This window comes from Spirochaetales bacterium (assembly GCA_016930085.1).
In the GTDB taxonomy this organism is placed as follows: domain Bacteria; phylum Spirochaetota; class Spirochaetia; order SZUA-6; family JAFGRV01; genus JAFGHO01.
Window position 1 is genome coordinate 80,510 of sequence record JAFGHO010000016.1, and the last position, 19,292, is coordinate 99,801.

The 19,292-nt window shown below is 48.1% G+C and carries 13 protein-coding genes; 9 read left to right on the forward strand and 4 right to left on the reverse strand.

All coding sequences use genetic code 11. From position 1 onward, the window contains the following. The first annotated feature begins 14 nt into the window (after positions 1-14). The 4 genes from JW881_02830 to JW881_02845 all read left to right on the forward strand — a co-directional run bounded on the left by JW881_02830 (position 15) and on the right by JW881_02845 (position 4,241). A complete protein-coding gene (locus tag JW881_02830) occupies positions 15-1,778 on the forward strand; it encodes an ABC transporter ATP-binding protein (GenBank protein ID MBN1696427.1) in 1,764 nt (587 codons plus the stop codon). Beyond that, the gene (locus JW881_02835) at positions 1,775-2,425 is read left to right on the forward strand and encodes a hypothetical protein (GenBank protein ID MBN1696428.1); all 651 of its coding nucleotides are present in this window, start codon (positions 1,775-1,777) and stop codon (positions 2,423-2,425) included. Before JW881_02830 ends, JW881_02835 begins: the two co-directional genes overlap by 4 nt. Beyond that, entirely contained in the window at positions 2,412-3,323 is a 912-nt protein-coding gene (locus JW881_02840) for a hypothetical protein (protein ID MBN1696429.1), read from the forward strand. The genes JW881_02835 and JW881_02840 overlap by 14 nt, the downstream gene beginning before the upstream one ends. Positions 3,324-3,386: 63 nt before the next feature. After that, positions 3,387-4,241 (forward strand): CPBP family intramembrane metalloprotease, encoded by an 855-nt coding sequence (locus JW881_02845; GenBank protein MBN1696430.1) that lies wholly within the window; start codon positions 3,387-3,389, stop codon positions 4,239-4,241. A 472-nt stretch (positions 4,242-4,713) separates the two neighbouring features. Here JW881_02845 and JW881_02850 read toward each other — a convergent pair whose 3' ends face one another. Beyond that, entirely contained in the window at positions 4,714-5,142 is a 429-nt protein-coding gene (locus JW881_02850; GenBank protein MBN1696431.1) for a hypothetical protein, read from the reverse strand. A gap of 247 nt (positions 5,143-5,389) precedes the next feature. Here JW881_02850 and JW881_02855 point away from each other — a divergent pair, with 247 nt between their 5' ends. The 5 genes from JW881_02855 to JW881_02875 all read left to right on the forward strand — a co-directional run bounded on the left by JW881_02855 (position 5,390) and on the right by JW881_02875 (position 9,046). Further along, a complete protein-coding gene (locus JW881_02855; GenBank protein ID MBN1696432.1) occupies positions 5,390-6,079 on the forward strand; it encodes a response regulator transcription factor in 690 nt (229 codons plus the stop codon). Next, entirely contained in the window at positions 6,072-7,670 is a 1,599-nt protein-coding gene (locus tag JW881_02860; protein MBN1696433.1) for a PAS domain-containing protein, read from the forward strand. Before JW881_02855 ends, JW881_02860 begins: the two co-directional genes overlap by 8 nt. Beyond that, entirely contained in the window at positions 7,667-8,047 is a 381-nt protein-coding gene (locus tag JW881_02865; GenBank protein ID MBN1696434.1) for a response regulator, read from the forward strand. Before JW881_02860 ends, JW881_02865 begins: the two co-directional genes overlap by 4 nt. Positions 8,048-8,172: 125 nt before the next feature. Continuing rightward, positions 8,173-8,490, forward strand: a complete 318-nt coding sequence (locus JW881_02870; GenBank protein ID MBN1696435.1) for a hypothetical protein — start codon at positions 8,173-8,175, stop codon at positions 8,488-8,490. A 238-nt stretch (positions 8,491-8,728) separates the two neighbouring features. Further along, positions 8,729-9,046 (forward strand): hypothetical protein, encoded by a 318-nt coding sequence (locus tag JW881_02875; protein MBN1696436.1) that lies wholly within the window; start codon positions 8,729-8,731, stop codon positions 9,044-9,046. Between the two features lie 54 nt (positions 9,047-9,100). Here JW881_02875 and JW881_02880 read toward each other — a convergent pair whose 3' ends face one another. From JW881_02880 to JW881_02890, 3 genes are all read right to left on the reverse strand, one after another. Next, positions 9,101-10,525 carry a glutamate synthase subunit beta gene (locus JW881_02880; protein MBN1696437.1) on the reverse strand — a complete coding sequence of 475 codons (1,425 nt, stop codon included), beginning with the start codon at positions 10,523-10,525 and terminating at the stop codon, positions 9,101-9,103. After that, positions 10,518-15,053 carry a glutamate synthase large subunit gene (gene gltB / locus JW881_02885; protein ID MBN1696438.1) on the reverse strand — a complete coding sequence of 1,512 codons (4,536 nt, stop codon included), beginning with the start codon at positions 15,051-15,053 and terminating at the stop codon, positions 10,518-10,520. Before gltB ends, JW881_02880 begins: the two co-directional genes overlap by 8 nt. A gap of 282 nt (positions 15,054-15,335) precedes the next feature. Then, positions 15,336-19,184, reverse strand: coding sequence for a glutamate-ammonia-ligase adenylyltransferase (locus JW881_02890; protein ID MBN1696439.1), 3,849 nt, complete (start codon positions 19,182-19,184; stop codon positions 15,336-15,338). Positions 19,185-19,292 lie beyond the last annotated feature (108 nt).

The following is a 19,292-nucleotide window of genomic DNA, read 5'->3' on the forward strand; positions in this document are numbered from 1 at the left end:
AAATGGAAGAACCGATGAATAAAACTATACTGGCGTATAAGGATTTAAAACGGTTACTCGGAATTTTTACGACCTATATTAAAGGGAAAAAGGGGTTATTGTTCCTCGGCGTATTTCTGGGGATAATAAGCCGGTTATGTGCGTTATCCATCCCCTTGTTTTCGAAATTTATTATCGACACCGTCATCTTCAAAGGTTTTGACAGTTACCTCAACATAACGATACTCTCCGGGATCGTCATTCTCATTCTTCTTGCGGGGTCATCGATTCTGTCGAATTATCTTCTCTTTAAGGTAAACGGTCTGGGCGGGATCAAGTTCAAGTATTCTTTTTTCAGAAAACTGCAATATGCGCCATTTACCTTTTTTACCACTATTCAAAAAGGCGCGATCGCCCACAGAATATTGACGGACACCGAACGGATTATCGGTTTCTGGACGCAGACCGTCGCGACATTGCCGCTGATCGTTATCCTGGGCGCGGGCGGGGCGATAATGCTTCATTACAATCCCGTTCTCTCCTACTTTATCTTTAGTATTATTTTGCTTCAAATCCTTATCATCGTCGTCTTCAAGGGCCCGATCATGCGGTCCTCATTTTCAATCAAGGAAAACATGGAAAAGCTCACTTCCTATACCGTGGAGTTTTTTACAAAAATAGAACTGGTGAGAACCCATTCCACCGAAAAAAGCGAACAAAAGAAATTTCTGGGTTCAGTACGGAAATTGTTCCGGGCGGCATTCAGAAACTTCATGCTCAACAAGGGATATAACAACATCATCGCCTTTCTTTCCTATCTGTGGATCTTCGTCGTGCTCTGGTACGGCGGCACACAGATACTGGCGGGTAACATGACAATAGGGACGCTTTCCGCGTTTTTACTCCTTGTCAATATCCTCAACACTCCCATTTTCATGCTGACCGAACTGGTCCTTTCATTTCAACAAATACGAACCAGCCTTTACCGGTACGAGGAATTCGCAAGGGTCGGAAGATATCTGCCGCCACCTTCCGGCGGCAGGCCCCTGAAACCATACAAACCCCAGGAAGGCAGGATCGAATTGAAAGGCGTATCGTTCGGCTACAATGACCATTACGTTCTCAGAAACATCAATGAAGTCATCGAACCGAATTCCATAACTGCCCTGGTCGGCAGGACCGGCGCAGGTAAATCCACCTTTTGCCGGCTACTGATTAGACTGTTCGATCCGCAATCGGGCTCCATCTATCTGGACAACAGGGACATCAGGGAAATCAAAATACCTTCTTTAAGAAAATCGATTCATCTCTCTCTGCAGAACAACCATGTGATGAACGGCACACTCTGGGAAAATCTGACATACGGTACCGGTCATGTCGATAAAAAGGATGTCCTTCTGGCAATGAAAAAAGCGGGAATCGATTTTCATTATAAAATGCCGGCCGGATTCGACACGTTGATCGGTGTTCACGGATTGAATCTGTCAGGCGGGGAATGCCAGCGGATCGCCATAGCGAGGGCATTGCTTTTAAATCCGAAGGTTTTCATATTCGACGAAACGACGGCATATATCGACAACAGGACGGAAGAAAAGATCAAGGATGTATTATGCGAATTGAAACGATCGGGCACCGTTATTCTCATCACGCACCGCAGCTCGACGCTGGATGTCGTCGATAATGTCCTGTTATTCGATAATGGAACGATAACGGAATCCGCACCCTCGCATGTTCTGAAACGGGACAGGGGAAGCGAGTTTTTTAAATCTTTTTATTCAAAAGGAGGCACCCCGGAATGAGATATGGGCCGTATCGGCGTCTTGCGTGCTCCCTCCTTTTTCTTGCCGTCACACTCAATGCCGCCTCGGGCGGCCAGACCGTCGTCACACCGTATTACCGGCTGAAGTTCGAATCGATGGACCGGCAGATATCCGAGTATGCGTGCGGCATCGCCGTGTTGACGACGTTATTCAATCATTACTTCGAGATAAACCTTTCACAACAAGAAGTCATCGATCGATATGTCGCACAAATTATGGAAGAAAGGCGAGGAATTAGTTTTTTAGACTTAAAAAAAATCGCCGCCGACCGGGGATTTACCGCAAAGGGATTTAAAATCAACCTCGCCGCCCTGCTGGAATTTTTGAAAGTCAATACCGTGCCGCTTATCATTCATCTGAATGTCAGGTACGGCGCGGAGAAGGTCGGTCACTTCTGCCTGTTGCTTGGTGAAACGGACGGTTATTTCATTATCCAGGACCCGGCATACGGCAATTGCGTTTATACGAAAAGCCAGTTGCTCGATAAATGGAGCGGCAATATCCTCGTTATCGTTCCGCCGGAAAACGACAAGACGACCGTTGAACGCAGCCGGGAGAATATGGAAAAAGTCATCGAACGGGGAATAGAACGAATACAAAGGATGTTATATTATGAATCATACTAAAAACCCTCTCTTCATCATACTTTGCGCGTCTATTTCGCTCTGTACCGCAAACGATATACACGCGCAATCGGAGAATTCATTATTCAAATTCGGTCTGGAAAAAGCTTTGGTCCTTTCGGATTCGCTCCATTACAGAAGCGCGACGTCAACGGATGTACAGGAACGGACGATCACAAACACGTTTCAGGCGGGCTATTTCTTTACCGATGCCTTGTCTCTGTTTCTTACCGTTCCTTTTTCATGCGCTATCTATTCGATTAAAAACATCAATAAAGAAGCAGCCTATGAAACCCAGGCGTTCCTTCGACTTGAAAACAGCAGCGCGGCCCTTCATTATAAACTCGATTTTTCCCGTATGACCCTCAAAGTCATAGCGGGCCTTGAAATTCCGTCGATGGCCGCCGTCTGTGACTATTCATCGATCGACAATCCGGGCGACGTTCTCATATCATTCGATTCCGAGTATTCCGATGCCGCACTCGATGATCTCAGAATGTTGACATTGCTTGCCGGTGAGACATGCTGTTTCACCATAGACCCCGTCATATTGTTCGTATCCCTGAATATTTCATACCCCCTTTGGCGGGAGAAGGATACCGAAGCCATCTACACGACGTTCAAGAGCCAGTTGATTCAATCATTGTATTTCATCGTCAACGACTCGATCAGTCTTTTTTACGATATCGGCATCATGCTATACAAGGGAGAAAATGCCGCCATGATTGAAACCTATGTTGTAAACGGCGGATGCAATATATTGATCTCCCCGACGACGGAAATCGGATTAAATGTAATGACCGCTTTCAGCGGAAACACGGCCTTCCCGGGTCTCGGCGTCACGCTGACAAAAATAATCAAGGCGGAAGGAAGCGACGCCGGTATTCCTGAAAGCCGTTAACCGTCCGAAGTCCAGGCCGGCGGCGGACGGCCGTTTCCGGAACCGGTTGTCGTGAGAGGGAGTATGAATAAAAAAATCATCCTCTATATTCTCGTCAATTGCATACTCATCGGAATAGTGGCGGCCGTTTCCGTTATCCTCCATACCGAAATCCGTTATTTCGCGGCGCTTTATATGTTTTTCCCGTTCATTGCGACACTCGTCGCCGCCGTAAAATACCGGATACCGGCAGCCGACCTGGGATTGAAAATAAGCATCGGTCCGTGGTACGCGGCGGCGTGGATACTCCCCTTTTTTCTCGCCGTTCTCTCGATCCTCATCAGTCTGATGATGGGACCCGGCATGTCGTTTTCCCCCGGCATGGAAGGACTCGAACGTTTCGGCATCGCCCCCGATGCATTGCCGTCAAACGGGGGGCTTTCCGTTTGCGGTTGGATCGGCCGTATTTTCCTTGCGTTTGCCGGGGGAATCACCGTCAACGCGATATTCGCGCTCGGAGAGGAAATCGGATGGAGGGGGCTTCTCTACAAGGAATTGCGCGGCCTCGGTTTCTGGAAATCGTCGCTTGCCGCGGGACTCCTCTGGGGCGTCTGGCACGCGCCGGTCATTCTTTCCGGCTACAATTACCCGAACCACCCCGAAATCGGTGTTTTCATGATGACCGCATTCTGCATTCTGCTTTCCCCCCTCATGCAGTTCTTGCGGGAAAAAACGGGTTCCGTCATACCCCCCGCCGTTTTTCACGGCACTATCAACGCCTTTGCGGGATATACCGTCATATTGATCAAAGGCGGAAACGACTTGCTGACCGGCATGACCGGACTGAGCGGGATGATCGTTTTCCTGCTTATGGACGGCCTTTTGTTCGTTTATATGCGGACAGGGAAAGCGGATGGAGAGGGCAACCGGGAAGTTTGATTTATAGAGAAACATATTTTCGGGCGAGGACAACTCTTCGCAGGAGTTACGGAAAAACAAGGGAAATAAAGAATAATAGATTATAAAATCGGAAACAGCCATTTTTCAGAATATCTTGCTGATATGCCTTGTATCATTGCTGTACAAAACAGGGTAGATTAATTGCCTGATCTCCATTGTATATTGAAGCTGAAAAACAAACAAATCATTATATCAAAAGGAGATCAAGAATGTAAAAAAATATCACGATAATAATGCAATTTTGACAGCCTATTTAGCCATGCGAACCTATAAAGTCGAAAAGAATGCGAAAGGTTTTTCTTCATGGAAACGGTTTATTGAGATGGTTTTAGGTCAGATTCAATATCTTAAAGGTAAGCGGCCTTACAAACCGCCTCCAAAGGAGGCGGTTTGCTTTTGTTAATCGACAGCGCTTTCGGGGGAGATTATTCCCATGAATAAGGTCTCCCTATTACAGAAGCACCACACCCGGAAAAATCAGATGGATAACCGCGACCGACATACCGGTTATCCCTATCAGTACATGGTACTTCTTGATGGTCGATCTTATTTTTCCGGTATCTTGTTTAACAATCTCCCCTTCCACTTCTTTATCCTTTTTTGTAAACACGGCGAGCAGCAGGCTTCCGCCTATTGCACAACCCGTCAGTGCGGGGAGCAGGTCTTCCAGAATAAAAATCCCTCCCGGTTTGATAAACACGAAAAACTGAAGAATCCCGACAGCCAGTGCCGTGATCCCTAATACGGTTTGTATACCCTTGTTGACCAAAATTCTCCTTATCGGATTAAGCAGCTTAATATCGGTTTCTATATTTCTGAACATGAGAGCCAATCCCCCCAGGAATAGCGTTAGAATGGAAATAAAATATAATTGCAGCATGTTTGACTCCTCCACTTTATATTAAAATACCTATTTGTTATGGCTATATACCGTATTCTTATTTTTTAATAGTTATAATGACACATATCCTCTTTTTACTGCTTTTTTTCACTTCTGCGGCTCCACGGGATTTTGCCGCCCGTTCTCTTTTTATATTGATTTTTTTATCCGGAATCAATAATCCGCTTGTCTAAAAATTATCCAGGGTGTAATATGATACGCTGTCATGCCGTATAGTATTTTAATTGTGGATGATGATAAAGATTTCAGAGTCGAGTTCCGTGATATACTGGAAGAAGAATATGATGTATATGAAGCAGCAAGCGGAGAAAAGGCTATTGAAATCATAAAAAAACCGAATATTGTCGATCTCGCCATTCTGGATGTTAAAATGCCGGGAATACAGGGAACAGAGGTTTTAAAACAATTAAAGCAACTGGTACCGGACTTGATAATCATAATTGTTACCGGTTATGGTTCAAAGGATGTCATAATTGAATCCTTAAGAAGGCATGCCGATGATTTTCTGGAAAAACCTTTGAAAATAGAAACGGCGCTGCAAAGAATCAAACAGCTTTTATACAACAAACAATGTGAAGTAAAAGGCGTCATTGAAAAATTAAAGCATTTTATCGAAAAAAATTTTCACAAGAAAATAAGTCTAAAGGATGCTTCAAACGTTGTCTGTTTGAGTCCCAAATATATCTCAAAAATATTTAAAGACGAGGTCGGGATTGGATTCAATGAATATAAACTCAGGTTAAAAATGGAGAGGGCAAAAGAATTACTGGGTTTGCATACGTACAATATCAATGAGATTGCCGGTAAAATAGGATATCTGAATATCGAATCCTTTGCAAGGATATTTAAACACCTGACAGGTGTTACTCCCTCTGAATATAGACAGCTTTTATTTCATGGAGAAAAACATGAATAAATTGTTAAAAACCATATTTAGTAAAAACCGGTATCATCCCGACGAATGTGATGTGATATTCAATGCTTTTACCGATCCCGTCATTGTCTATAATGCTTTAGGATGTATTATAAAAGCAAACAAGGCAGCAGAAGATTTTTTACAATTCAATCCGATAGGATTACATACCATCGGACTTGCCGAAATTCCCGCATCCGGTTTATCGACCGGGAAACCGGATGCGGTCGAGACTCTTTTATCAAAGGCTTTAAAAGGAGAAATCGGCAAAGATGTATCGTGTCAATTTACGGATAAAAACGGAAATAAAAGGTTTTGCAGCTGTTCAGCCGCGCCAATCCTCGATCGTACCGTTGTAGCCGGAATTATCCTTGTTTGGCATGACATTACAGAAATAACAGAAAAAGAAAAACAATTGGAAATAAACAATAAAAAGCTGGAAAACCTGGTTAGCGAAATAAATGAAAAGCAAAAAGTATCGGATAAACAGATAATAAACGATAAGAAAGAAATTGATACAAAAGATTCACAGATAATGGTTTCAAATAAACTGCTGGAAATAATATTTTCCAATACTCACTTTCTGATTGCTTACTTATCCACGGACTTTACTTTTATCCAGGTGAATGATGCTTATGCAAGGGCATTTAATCGGTCGCCTGATTTTTTTGCGGGAAAAAATCATTTTGATTTATTTCCCAACGAAGAAAACAAGGCTGTCTTCTCTCACGTTGTAAAATCGGGAGTTTCCTATATAACATATGTAAAGCCGTTTTTTCATCCCGACAAATCGGAATCCGATGCTACCTATTGGGATTGGAGTCTTCAGCCTATAAAAAACAATAATAAAGTTGAAGGAATCATTTTAGTCCTCATCGATGTGACCAGAAGGAAAAAAGCGGAAGAAGATTTATTTAATGCAAAAAGATTATCGGATATCGGAACACTGGCGGCGACGGTGGCCCATGAACTCCGCAATCCCCTTGCGGTCATTCAGGCAGCTATTTATAATATCAAGAGAAAAAGTCGGAATAGCGATATTGAGAAACATATAGAAAATATCAACGCAAAAGTCGAAGAGAGTGAACAGATTATCAATAATCTGCTTGGTTATTCGAAGTTTAAAATTCCTCAAAAGACGGACGTTTCAATTTATAATTTTTTAAATGATCTGTTTGATGACATCCAGGGCAAAATGACTAAAGACACTATTATCATCAACAGAAAATACGAATCCCTAAAAGATACGATTATTCATATCGATCCCGTCCAAATTCGTGAAGTACTCAATAATATAGTGAATAATGCATATCAAGCCATACCGCAGGTTAACGGCCGTATTGAAATTCAGGGGAATCTCTCAGGTAACAATCGATTGAATTTATACATTACGGATAACGGAAACGGAATAGAAAATGAAGATTTGGAAAAAATATTTAATCCCTTTTTTACAAATAAGTCCAAGGGCACGGGATTGGGGCTAACCATCTGTAAAGAGTTGATCAAACTGCATAATGGAAATATAGAAATACTTAGTCAAAAGGGAGAGGGCACTATTGTGAGGATTTCCCTTCCTCTAAACGTGATACCATGAAAAAGCGCATACTGATAATCGACGACGATATTCAGCTTTGTGAAGAATTTCAGGATATTTTAGTAGCTGAAGGGTTTTGTGTAAACATAGTTCACAACGGACTTTCCGGGAAGAAAATCCTGGAAAATGAAGTATTTGATATACTCCTTTTGGATATAAAAATTCCCGGTTTATCTGGTTTTGAAATTCTGAAATGGCTAAAGGATAATCATTATCAGTTGAGAATAATTATATTAACGGGAAGGCCTTTGTACAGGGCAGGGTATATAACGGATAAGAACGACGTGGAAGAAATATTGCTGGATTATGCCGATGAAGTCATCAACAAACCATCAACCATTGAAAATATAATAAATAAAATCAAACACTATCAATAAAAGCCGGCGCGGCCATTGTCAAAGGTAATAGAAAAACGGAAAACAGACAGAAGAAACAGGAAACACCTGATGTTAATTGACCGTAATTCGTCTAGAATTGGAACGTTCCCAATAAATGGAGGGTCATGATGAGTTTTGTCGATCGAATGAAAAAAATTATCCAAAAAAGCCTTGAAGACTCGCCGGTTTCTTCAGAGCAGCAATTGATAAAGACTAAAGAATACGGAAAGAAGAATTTTTTAATCCGCGACATTAGTCGGTTGGAAAAAGCAATGGAAAATAAATTTATAATTATCGGGAATGAAGTTTATTCGGCCTTAATGGAGAAACACCTGGGTACTATCGACAAAGAGACACCGGAAATAAAGGATATTCTTCTTGACATTATGAACCTTGAAAAACTGATATCAGCGAAAAAAATTCTATTAAAAAAAGTGGATTAAAATGCACCAATCACGGATATGGAAATAGATCAATAAAAAAGGGAAATCCGCTCTTGAGTTAAATGCGGTTTTGAATGAGAATGTATGTATGAGAATTCAAGGTATTCTCGGATGAGCTTAGTGAGCCGACATTTGCATGTATATTGTTTTCATTTGTAATTAGAATACTTTTTAAGCACATAAAAATGTTTTAATTGTAGTAAAATCTTAATTGTTCTTCACATGAGGAGAAAAGAGTATGATCACAAAAGATGAATTTGTCAACGACTTGAAAAATCAACTTGATGAACTGAATACCGGAATCGACAATATCGAAAAGAAGGTCAAAGTAGTCAGGGAAGGATCCAAAGCGAGGCTTCAAGCACGGATAACGTATCTTCGTGAAAAGCGTGACGCTGCCCTGTCAAAGCTTCAGGAAGTAAAAAATACGAGCGAAGAGACATGGCAGGACATGAAAAAGGGAACGATCAATATCATTAATTCTCTTAAGAACGCTATATTGAAAACAAAGTCGCATTTCAAAAAAAGGAAAGACGATATCATCGTCGAGAATTAATCGGACGGGACGGTAATCTACCGTTATCTTTCGGGTGCAATTGGAATACAATTATCACCCGACATATTTTATGATCCCTTCCGCCGCCCGTTTCCCCGCTTCGATGGCGCGGACGACCAGGGAGGGACCGCTTGCCATGTCGCCGGCCGAGAAAACGCCTTTGACATTCGTCATCCCCTCCTCATCGGTCTTTATGAATCCGTTCGGGGATACCTCGATTCCCATGGATTCGACGAGCCGCCCGTTGCCGTGGCCTGAAAATCCCATGGCCAGGATCACCAGGTCCGCCTCGAGGTCGAATTCGGTTCCGGGTTTTTCTTTCATCCGTGCCGGGAGCCCGTTTTCTCCGGCAGACCATTCGACACGGACCGCTTGCAATCCCGTCAATTTCCCTTTTTTCCCGGAAAACCCGGTCGTCTTGACCGACCAGAGCCGGGTTCCGCCCTCTTTGTGGCTGCTCGACTCGCGGAGCTGATACGGCCACTTCGGCCATGGTGTGAACTCCGATCTCGCAGCCGGGGGTTCGGGAAGGATCTCGAGTTGATGAATCCGTGCGGCACGCTGGCGTATCGCGGTGCCGAGGCAGTCGGCGCCGGTATCGCCCCCGCCGATAACGACCGTCTTTTTCCCGGTCGCGAGAATCTGCCTGATACCGCTTACATCCTCTCCGGCCACACGCCGGTTCTGCTGAATCAGGTACTCCATCGCGAAGTGAATCCCGTCGAGGTTTCTTCCAGGCACATCGATATCCCGCGGCGCTTCGGCCCCGCAGGCCAGGCATATCGCGTCGTATCTGCTTTCGAGATAATGAAACGAAATATCGGTTCCCGCCTCGATACCGGTTTCGAAGACGATCCCTTCGGCCTTCATGAGATCGACCCGCCGTTCGACGATGTTTTTCTCCAGTTTGAAATCCGGAATCCCGTACCGCAAGATACCTCCCGCCCGATGGGCTTTCTCGAATACGGTAACGGTATATCCCGCCCTGTTGAGAAAGAGGGCGGCGGCGAGTCCCGCCGGTCCCGAACCGACAACCGCCACCGACAACCCGTTTCTTTCCGCCGGGGGTTCCGGGAAGATATATCCTTCCCTGAATCCCTTTTCGATAAGCGCGAGTTCTATCTGGCGGATCGTCACCGCATCATCGTTGATGGCGAGCACGCAGGATGTCTCACAGAGCGCAGGACAAATTCTCCCGGTAAACTCGGGAAACGGGTTTGTCGAAAGGATGAGCCTGATCCCTTCCCGCCATTTTTTCCGGTACACGAGTTCGTTCATTTCGGGTATGATATTTTCAACGGGGCACCCGTAACCGTGGCAGAAGGGGGTCCCGCATTCCATACAACGCGCCGCCTGGACGTGGAGCGTTTCTTCGTCGAGCATCCGCTCCACCTCTCTGAAATCCCTGACCCGCTCCTCCGGTTCGCGGTACACCGGATCGGTCCTGTCGTATTCGAGAAAACCGCCCTGTTTACCCATGGACCACCTCCTCTCGCTGAACCTTCTCATCCTCCCGCATCATTTTCCCCAGAACGCGCCGGTATTCCATGGGAAATACCTTGACAAACGATGGAAGACACGCCTCCCAGTTGTCAAGGATGTGGCACGCTTTGGCGCTTCCCGTCAGGGCCGCGTGACGGCCGATCATCTCCTTCAGTTCTTCACAATCACCGGATTCCGTCACAATCTCCAGATCGACCATGGCGAGGTTGCACCGTTCATCGAAAAGCCTGTCTTCATCGTAAACGTAAGCGATGCCCCCGCTCATACCGGCTCCAAAGTTGACCCCCGTTTTCCCGAGTACGACCACAACGCCGCCGGTCATGTATTCGCACCCGTGATCGCCGACCCCCTCGACAACGGCGCGCGCGCCGCTGTTCCGTATGCCGAAGCGCTCCCCCGCGACGCCGTTCAGGTATACTTCTCCCGCGGTCGCTCCGTAAAGATTGACGTTTCCGGAAATGATGTTTCCTGAGGGATCGAAACTGCTTCCCTCCGGGGGTTTGACGATAATCTTCGCGCCGCTCAACCCCTTGCCCAGATAATCATTCGCCTCGCCTTCCAGAACGAACGTAATACCGTGCGCGCCGAACGCCCCGAAACTCTGACCCGCCGGGCCGGAAAATCGAAGGGTAATCGTATCGTCCGGAAGCCCGGCATACCCGTACCGCCTGGCGATAATTCCCGAAAGCATGGCACCGACGGTTCGGTGAATGTTTTTTATATCCAGACCGATCGTGACCTTCTCCCTTTTTTCGATCGCCTTCCGTGCCTTTTCGATAATTTTCGCATCCAGGATACCGTTCAATCCGTGATCCTGCTTCTCCGTACACCGCACGGCCTGAAGCGTCCCTTCTGGGTGTGAAAAAATTCGCGAGAAATCCATTCCTTTCGATTTCCAGAAATCGACAGCCTTGTTGGCCGAAAGAAGATCACTTCTGCCGATTATTTCATCGAGCGTTCTGAAACCGAGTTGCGCAAGATATTCCCTCACTTCGGAAGCGATCATATGAAAAAAATTGACGATATATTCCGGTTTTCCGCTGAACCGCCTTCTGAGCCGTTCGTCCTGTGTCGCGACCCCGACGGGACATGTGTTCTTGTGACATTGGCGCATCATCACGCATCCGCACACGACAAGCGGCGCCGTCGCGAACCCGAACTCCTCCGCGCCCAGCATCGCGGCGATAATGACATCGCGTCCGGTCTTCATCTGCCCGTCGGCCTGCACCCGTATCCTGTTCCGAAGGTTGTTCAGCACCAGTGTCTGGTGTGTTTCGGCGAGGCCGAGTTCCCACGGTACACCGGCGTGGCGAATCGACGAAAGGGGGGATGCACCCGTGCCGCCGTCGTAACCGCTGATCAGAACCATATCAGCCCGCGCCTTGGCAACGCCGGCCGCGATCGTTCCAACCCCGATTTCCGAAACGAGTTTCACCGAGATTCTTGCTTCCGGATTGACATTTTTCAGGTCAAAGATCAGTTGTGCGATATCCTCGATCGAGTAGATGTCGTGGTGCGGAGGCGGTGAAATAAGAGTAACCCCGGGCGTCGAGTGGCGTACTCTGGCTATCTCGGCATTGACCTTGTGACCGGGCAGTTGCCCCCCCTCGCCCGGCTTCGCGCCCTGTGCTATCTTGATCTGAAGTTCTCTTGCATTGACCAAATATTCGGTGGTCACACCGAACCGCCCGCTCGCCACCTGTTTTATCATACTGCACCGGGAGTCCCCGTTCGGCAGCTTTCCGTACCGTTCCGGGTCTTCCCCCCCCTCACCGCTGTTGCTTGCCGCCCCGAGTCTGTTCATCGCAATGGCGAGCGTCTCGTGGGTTTCCCTGCTTATCGAACCGAACGACATCGCGCCGGTGACAAAGCGTTTGATGATGGCTTCCGCGGGTTCGACCTCGGCCAGGGGGATAGGTTTTGTTTCCCTGAAAGAAAACATCCCCCGAATGGTCGAAAGGGCCCCCGCCTGTTCATTAATCAATGCCGAATACCGCCGGTAGAGCTTCATATCGAAAGTTCGCGTTGCCTGTTGAAGACAGTGAATGGATTCCGGCGTCCAGAGATGGCGCTCCCCGTCTTTACGATAACGGAAATGTCCCCCCGAAGGAAGCAGATCCGCGGCAAACGAAAAAGGCAATGCCGTTGTTTCATAGCGCGATTCTATTTCCGCGCATATTTCCCTGAGTCCGATACCCCCGATGCGTGTCGGCGTTCCGCGAAAATATGAATCCACGAACGCTTCACTCAAACCGATCGCTTCGAATATTTTCGCCCCGCGGTAACTTCGCAATGTCGAAATCCCCATTTTCGACATGATTTTCAGCAATCCCTTGCAGAGCGCCTTGATATAATTCTCAAGGGCCGTTGTAACGCTTCGTTTTTCACTCAGTTCATCATTGCCTGCCATTGCCGCGATCGATTCAAAAGCGAGATAAGGATTGACGGCCGTCGCCCCGTAGCCCAGAAGCAAAGCGATATGCATGACCTCACGGGGTTCTCCCGATTCGACGATGATTCCGGCCTCTGTCCTGAGTCCTTTATTTATAAGATGCTGATGTATTGCGGAGACGGCAAGGAGTGCCGGGATCGGGGTGAGATGGTCGGGCAGATCGCGGTCGCTTACGATAAGCAGGTTATCGCCGTACGATACCGCGGCCTCCGCCTTGTTGCGGAGATAGCGGAGGGCCTCTTCCAGGTCCGCCTCCGTCCCGTGGCGAGGATACGCCATGCGGATAAGCCGTGTGCGGAAATCCTTATGGTTCAGGTTCCGTATACGGTCGATGTCCTCATTCGAGAGGATCGGATGCTTGAGTTTGATGAGCCGGGCATGCTGCGGGGTTTCGGTAAGAATATTCGCGGGATTTCCGATAAAGGTCATGAGGGACATGACAAGTTCCTCCCTGATCGGATCGATAGCCGGATTGGTAATCTGCGCGAAAAGCTGTTTGAAATAGTTGTAGAGCAATTGCGGTTGTTCCGAAAAAACCGCGAGGGGCACATCATGCCCCATGGACCCGACAGGTTCGTGTCCGGTGACCGCCATGGGCCCGAGTATGCCGGAAAGATCCTCGCGGGTGTAACCGAAACGCTTCTGACGAAGCAGGAGGGTTCCGGTGTCGGGGGTTATCGGTGCTATCGCGGAATAAAAACCGTGCAGTTCGATTTTATTTTCCTGCACCCACCGTCTGTAAGGCTTGTTTCGCGCACAGCCCGCCTTTATCTCCCCGTCTTTGAGTACCCGCTTTTTTCCGAGGTCAACGAGAATCATTTCACCGGGCTGCAGGGCTCCTTTTTCTTCGACATCTTCCGGTTTCACGTCAAAAACGCCCACTTCGGACGCCAGAACAACGAGACCGTCTTTGGTGACCGTATACCGCGCGGGTCTGAGGCCGTTTCTGTCAAGAAGCGCACCCACTTTCACACCGTCGGTAAAAACAACGGTCGCCGGACCGTCCCAGGGTTCGATAATACCGGCGTGGTATTCGAAAAACCCGCGTACATCGGGCCCCATCCTGTACTTCTCTCCCCACGCCTGGGGAATCAGCATGAGCATCGCGTGTTCGATCGAACGCCCCCCGGCGACAAGCAGTTCGAGGGCGTTATCCAGACAGGCTGAATCGCTTCCCCCTTCATCGATCACCGGCAGAATCTTTTCAATCTCAAATCCCGGAATCGCCGTGGAAAGCTTCTGCTCGCGGGATTTCATATGGTTGATATTTCCCCTGATTGTATTGATCTCTCCGTTATGAGCCAGATATCTGAACGGCTGGGCGAGGCTCCATGAGGGAAAGGTGTTGGTGCTGTAGCGTTGATGGACAACGGCAAGGGCACTGGCGAAATCTTTTTCGCCAAGATCGGGGAAATACCCCTTCAACTGGGGGGCGATAAAAAGGCCCTTGTAACAGATCGTTCTGCATGAAAGACTCGGAATGTAAAAACGCTCCCCGGCAGGAAGCTGAGCCCCGCATGTTTTTTCGGCCGTCCTCCGGATGATGTAAAGCCGGCGGTCGAAATCTTCCGGCACAGGTATATCCGCCCGTATAAAACATTGCATGACAACGGGCTGCTCATCCCTGGCTTTCCCCTCGATCGCACTGTCATCAACAGGAACCCGGCGCCATCCGCACACTTCACACCCTGAAGCCGACGCGATACGCTCGAACCGTTCGATACACTCATCGCGATACCGGACATCCTGCGGCAGAAAGAACATCCCCACACCGTAAGGGCCTTTTTCCGGCAGTTTAATGGAAGATTCCTGGGCGATTCTCCGGAAAAAGGCGTCGGGAATCTGAACGGTAATTCCCGCGCCGTCACCTGTTTTGGAGTCGCCGCCGATCGCCCCGCGGTGGAGGAGGTTGAGAAGAATACCGATGCCGTATTCGACAATCGTATGTGTAGGGATTCCATGACGGTTGACCACAAAACCCACGCCGCACCCGTCTTTTTCATAAGCGGGGTCATAGAGTCCGGTCTTTTGCGGAAATGAGTTGCCGATCATTATTTATGAAACCTCCAGCTTTCCTTTTTACTTCCGTTTTCTCACCTCTTTTATCCGTCTGTCGGGCTTGATACCCATCTGAATAAAAGATACCATAAATATACATGCAATTTATATACCATATGCTCGATCATCCCCTCAATTCCTGAGAAGATGTACAGGAATGCTTGCGGTTTCCCGTATACAACTATTATCCTGACTTACGTTCATGCCGGTTTTTCCGATCTTCAACAAAAATGTATGCTATTCGCCAATTATCCTACAATAATGTAACTTTTCTCATCATGCTAAACCAAGAAACGCTTTCGCATAAATATCTCTGACACGTTGCATACACACCTCGACACTTTCAATAAACTCTTCGGGCTTCACTTCAATACCCATGATACGGCGTGTCAGTGCCTTCAATTCTTCGATGTCCTGCGGAAGCGAATGGGTTTGCTGATCCTCATACATCTGCAGAAAATGTTCGATTCGCCGGAGAAAATGGTAATCTTCGGTAAGGGTATCGCAGAAATAAGCGGAAACGATACCGTTCTCGTTAAGCCGCTCAAGCGCTCGAATAGTATTCCGTTCACAAAGCCCCTCATGCGAATGGCAGTTGATCAATTGCAGCCCCTGGGTGAGAAACTCGATATCACGGATACCTCCCGCATCGTTTTTTATGTCAAGACCGCCTATGATACGTTTTCCCGATATTTCCATTTTTCGGTTGCGAAGGGCTTCAATGGAGTGAACCACCTCATGAGTGTCGAACTTTTTCGTGAAAAGGGATGAAATCGCGCGGAGAAAGGATTCCCCCACCGCCATGTTTCCCGCGACCGGCCTGATCTTGAGCAACGCCTGGATCTCCCAGAGTGACGCATTATTCTGATAATACTTTAGAAGCGACGGAATCGAACGGACGAGTGAGCCCGAACTGCCATAGGGTCTGAGCCGAAGATCGACGCGATAGACATAGCCTTCCTCCGTATGCTCCGTCAGATAGATACAGCACTGTTCCATAAGTTTTCTGAAAAGGGTCTCCGCTTTCTCTCCGACGGCCCCCGGTGTATCGTCAATCACGGTCTCATCGTATATTCCCATGATATCGATATCAGAACTGTAATTCAATTCCTCACCGCCCAGTTTCCCAAAGGCCATGACACAGAAGGGAATATCCGGCGGTCCGGAGCCGTCCGGTGCAGTCCGGTGAAGATCAAGCCACGCATTCCGGAGCGCATATTCTATTTCCGCCTCCGCCAGTATCGAGAGTTCATTCACGATCTCCGACAGGGGTTTTTGAAGACAGATATCCCTTATCGCGATACGCAGAATTTCCCTTTTTTTGATTCTCCGTATATAGTTCTGTAATTCCCTCTTTTGCCGTATGCCTCGTTTGAGCGCATATAATTCAGTTTCAATATCTTCCTTTTTCCTCAGGGTCTGCAGTTCGTCCGGCTTGATTGTCCGGTCGAAAAAATCGGGATTACGAATAAGGGTATTCGAAAGAAACTGGCTGACGGAAAAAATACTCAGCAGAATAACGAGCCTCATGGGTTGGGCGAGGAGGAGTTCGTAATGACTTTCGACATGCCGGATCGATCTGATAAACCGCTCCCAGTTGTTGAGTGCCATATCGGGATCGGCCGTCCGCTCCAGAACCTCGCCCGCGAGGATCGCGAGCCGGGTAAAGGTCTCCCGCTGTTTGCCCGAACCGGCAAGACTTCTCAAATTCCTGCACGCCCGCTCCCTGTTCCTGAAACCCAGGTGCCCCAACGCCGCGTCCACGAGAAGCTCAGAGGGGTGTTCCGAAAGAACGAGGTCCGCCAGGTTGCCGGAAACAGGACCGGGAAGGGACGCGCGGCCGAAATGCCTTTCCACGAATGTTCTCACAATCGCCATATTCGCTTCGAACTCGAGGTGAAGCCGCATTGAGGGATTGAGTTCCCCTTCCCTGCCGTAACCGATTCTCCGTGCGAGGTGGGTATATTCGTTCGAATCAACGTCGGGAAGCTGGAGATCCAGGGCCGAACCGCGGAGCATTCTCAACCCGTTGATAAGCGCCCTGAAAAAAAAATACGATTTCTTGAGTTGTTCGGCCTCCGCGGATTCAAGTACCCCCGCCGTCGCGAGTCCGGTAAGAGCTTCATGAAGCAATGGCGTTCGCAGTTCGGGAACCCTGTCCCCATAGGTGACCTGCAGAATCTGCACATCGTATTCAAGATCGACAAGTGTGCCCGGTGAGAATTTCGCGTTGTACCGGCTTGAATCCGTTTTTTCTCTGAACTGCTTTTCACGAAGGACCCTTAGTTCTTCGATGCTGATCCTCTCTTTTGCGAAATAAAGAAGATCGTTCCGTATGCGCTCGACCAGTCCCCCGAACTCGGGTTCGCCGGTGAGAAATCGTAAACGGACCAGCGCGAGCCGTTCGAGTGCAGACGCGGGTCCCCCCGTTGCGAAATAACGGCAAAAGCTTTCAAGACTGCACGCCAGGGGCCCGTCTTTTCCGTAGGGCCTGAGTCGCAAATCGAGATGAAAGATACCTTCCCGTTTTGTCCGGATAAGAAAGACGATCATTTTAACAAGCCGTTCGAAAAAATCCGGATTTTCTATCTGCTCGGGCCCGTCCGTCTTTCCCGCATCGCTGTAAATAAAGAGAAGTTCGATATCGGAGGCATACCCGAGGGCGGCCCCGCCCGTTTTCCCTAATCCGAAAACCGCATACATCGTTTTCATCCCGGCAACGGTCTTGGGTGTACCGAATCGTTTTTGTAACTCCTCGAAAGCGATATCGACCGCCGCGCCGATGATACATTCGGCCAGCGCGGTCAGCCGTTTGCTGAGAATGGCGATATCGGTGCCGGGACTCAGAATATGATCGAGATCGATCAAATATATCTCCGAGTCCTTGAACTCGTTCAATCGCTCCTTTTTTTCTTCCAGTGTTTTTGCGTTCCTCAAGGCATCCTTCAATGTACCGGGAAGCATATGTGAAGGGGAACTGAAACTCTGTCCCGCTATATGGGGCTGAAACATCGGCAGGAGGTTTTCATACTGGAGACGAATAAAATCCTCCCACAGAAAATCGCTTGCGCCGAGCAGACGGGCGAGGTCCTGCATGATTTTGGGATCGGAGAGAAGGTCGATCCATTTCCCCTGTTCGGGAAGACTGATGATCTGGCCGACCAGTGATTCGAAACGGGAGAGGGCGGCGTAGGGGTCGGGGGCGCTGGCAAGAAAATAGGTGAATTGTTTCGTGAGAAGCACCGCCAGTTTGACATGATTCAGTGTCGCCGGATCCGTTATTTTTGTGCCGGCCCTGTCGATAATACCGAACTCGTCCTCGATCCGGTCTTCGATCGTCCTGATCGCCACATGCTCGATTGAAATATTATGAACGGACAGCGCGTTACTCAGCGAATAGAGAAAAAAAGGGGTATTCTGCGAAAGTATCCTCAACCGTGTATAATAAGGATCGTCATTGCTGATATCGATATGAAGCGGATAAAGCACCGACTGCGTATCGATACGGTATTCCGCCAGGCTATCGGATACCATTTCATTGATTCGCTGCTTTACCTGTAAAAAATCTTCTTCCGTGCCCCTTTCAAGCAGATGAAATACCTCATCCATTCGCAGCCGGAACTCCTTTTTCCAGCGTTCGTCCGGGTTCGGCGTGGTCCTGAATCCCCTGAACCGGTCGATAATCCGCCGTCTTCCGTAAGCGGCCGTATTTCCTTCCCCGGTCCCTTTTTTCCCTTCACGTTTCATCCGGCTGTCACGGATATCGGACGGCCGGTAGGTAAAAACGTCCCCTGATTGTATCTGAAAACCCAGGGAAGCGAGAATACCGGTAATACAGGAAAACTCGAAGGGGTAATCAAAGGCCAGTACCGTGCATTGTTCGCCCCCGCCCTCCGCATTTTCAAATATTATTCGTACCGGATCGCCGGGGGTGAGTTCGGAAAGATGACGAATATGCAGTCCGATCGCCTCAATCGAAAAACTCTCGAAATAACTCAGATCGAGTCGCCGGTAATGTTCTTTGAGAAAATCTTCGCCGACATCGGGACAGAAACGGCGTAATGCATCGATTGAAGGTTTTCCCAGGGCGGCATTGCTTCCATGCCCAGGTTTCGGTGTTTTCATGCATATCAACTATACATCATCGGCCGCTTTTTGGTAAGTATCTTTTTGTTCCGCCCGCTTCAAACGGCTGCACGTAAAAGGGGCCGCCGGCAAGACGGCCTCTTTTAC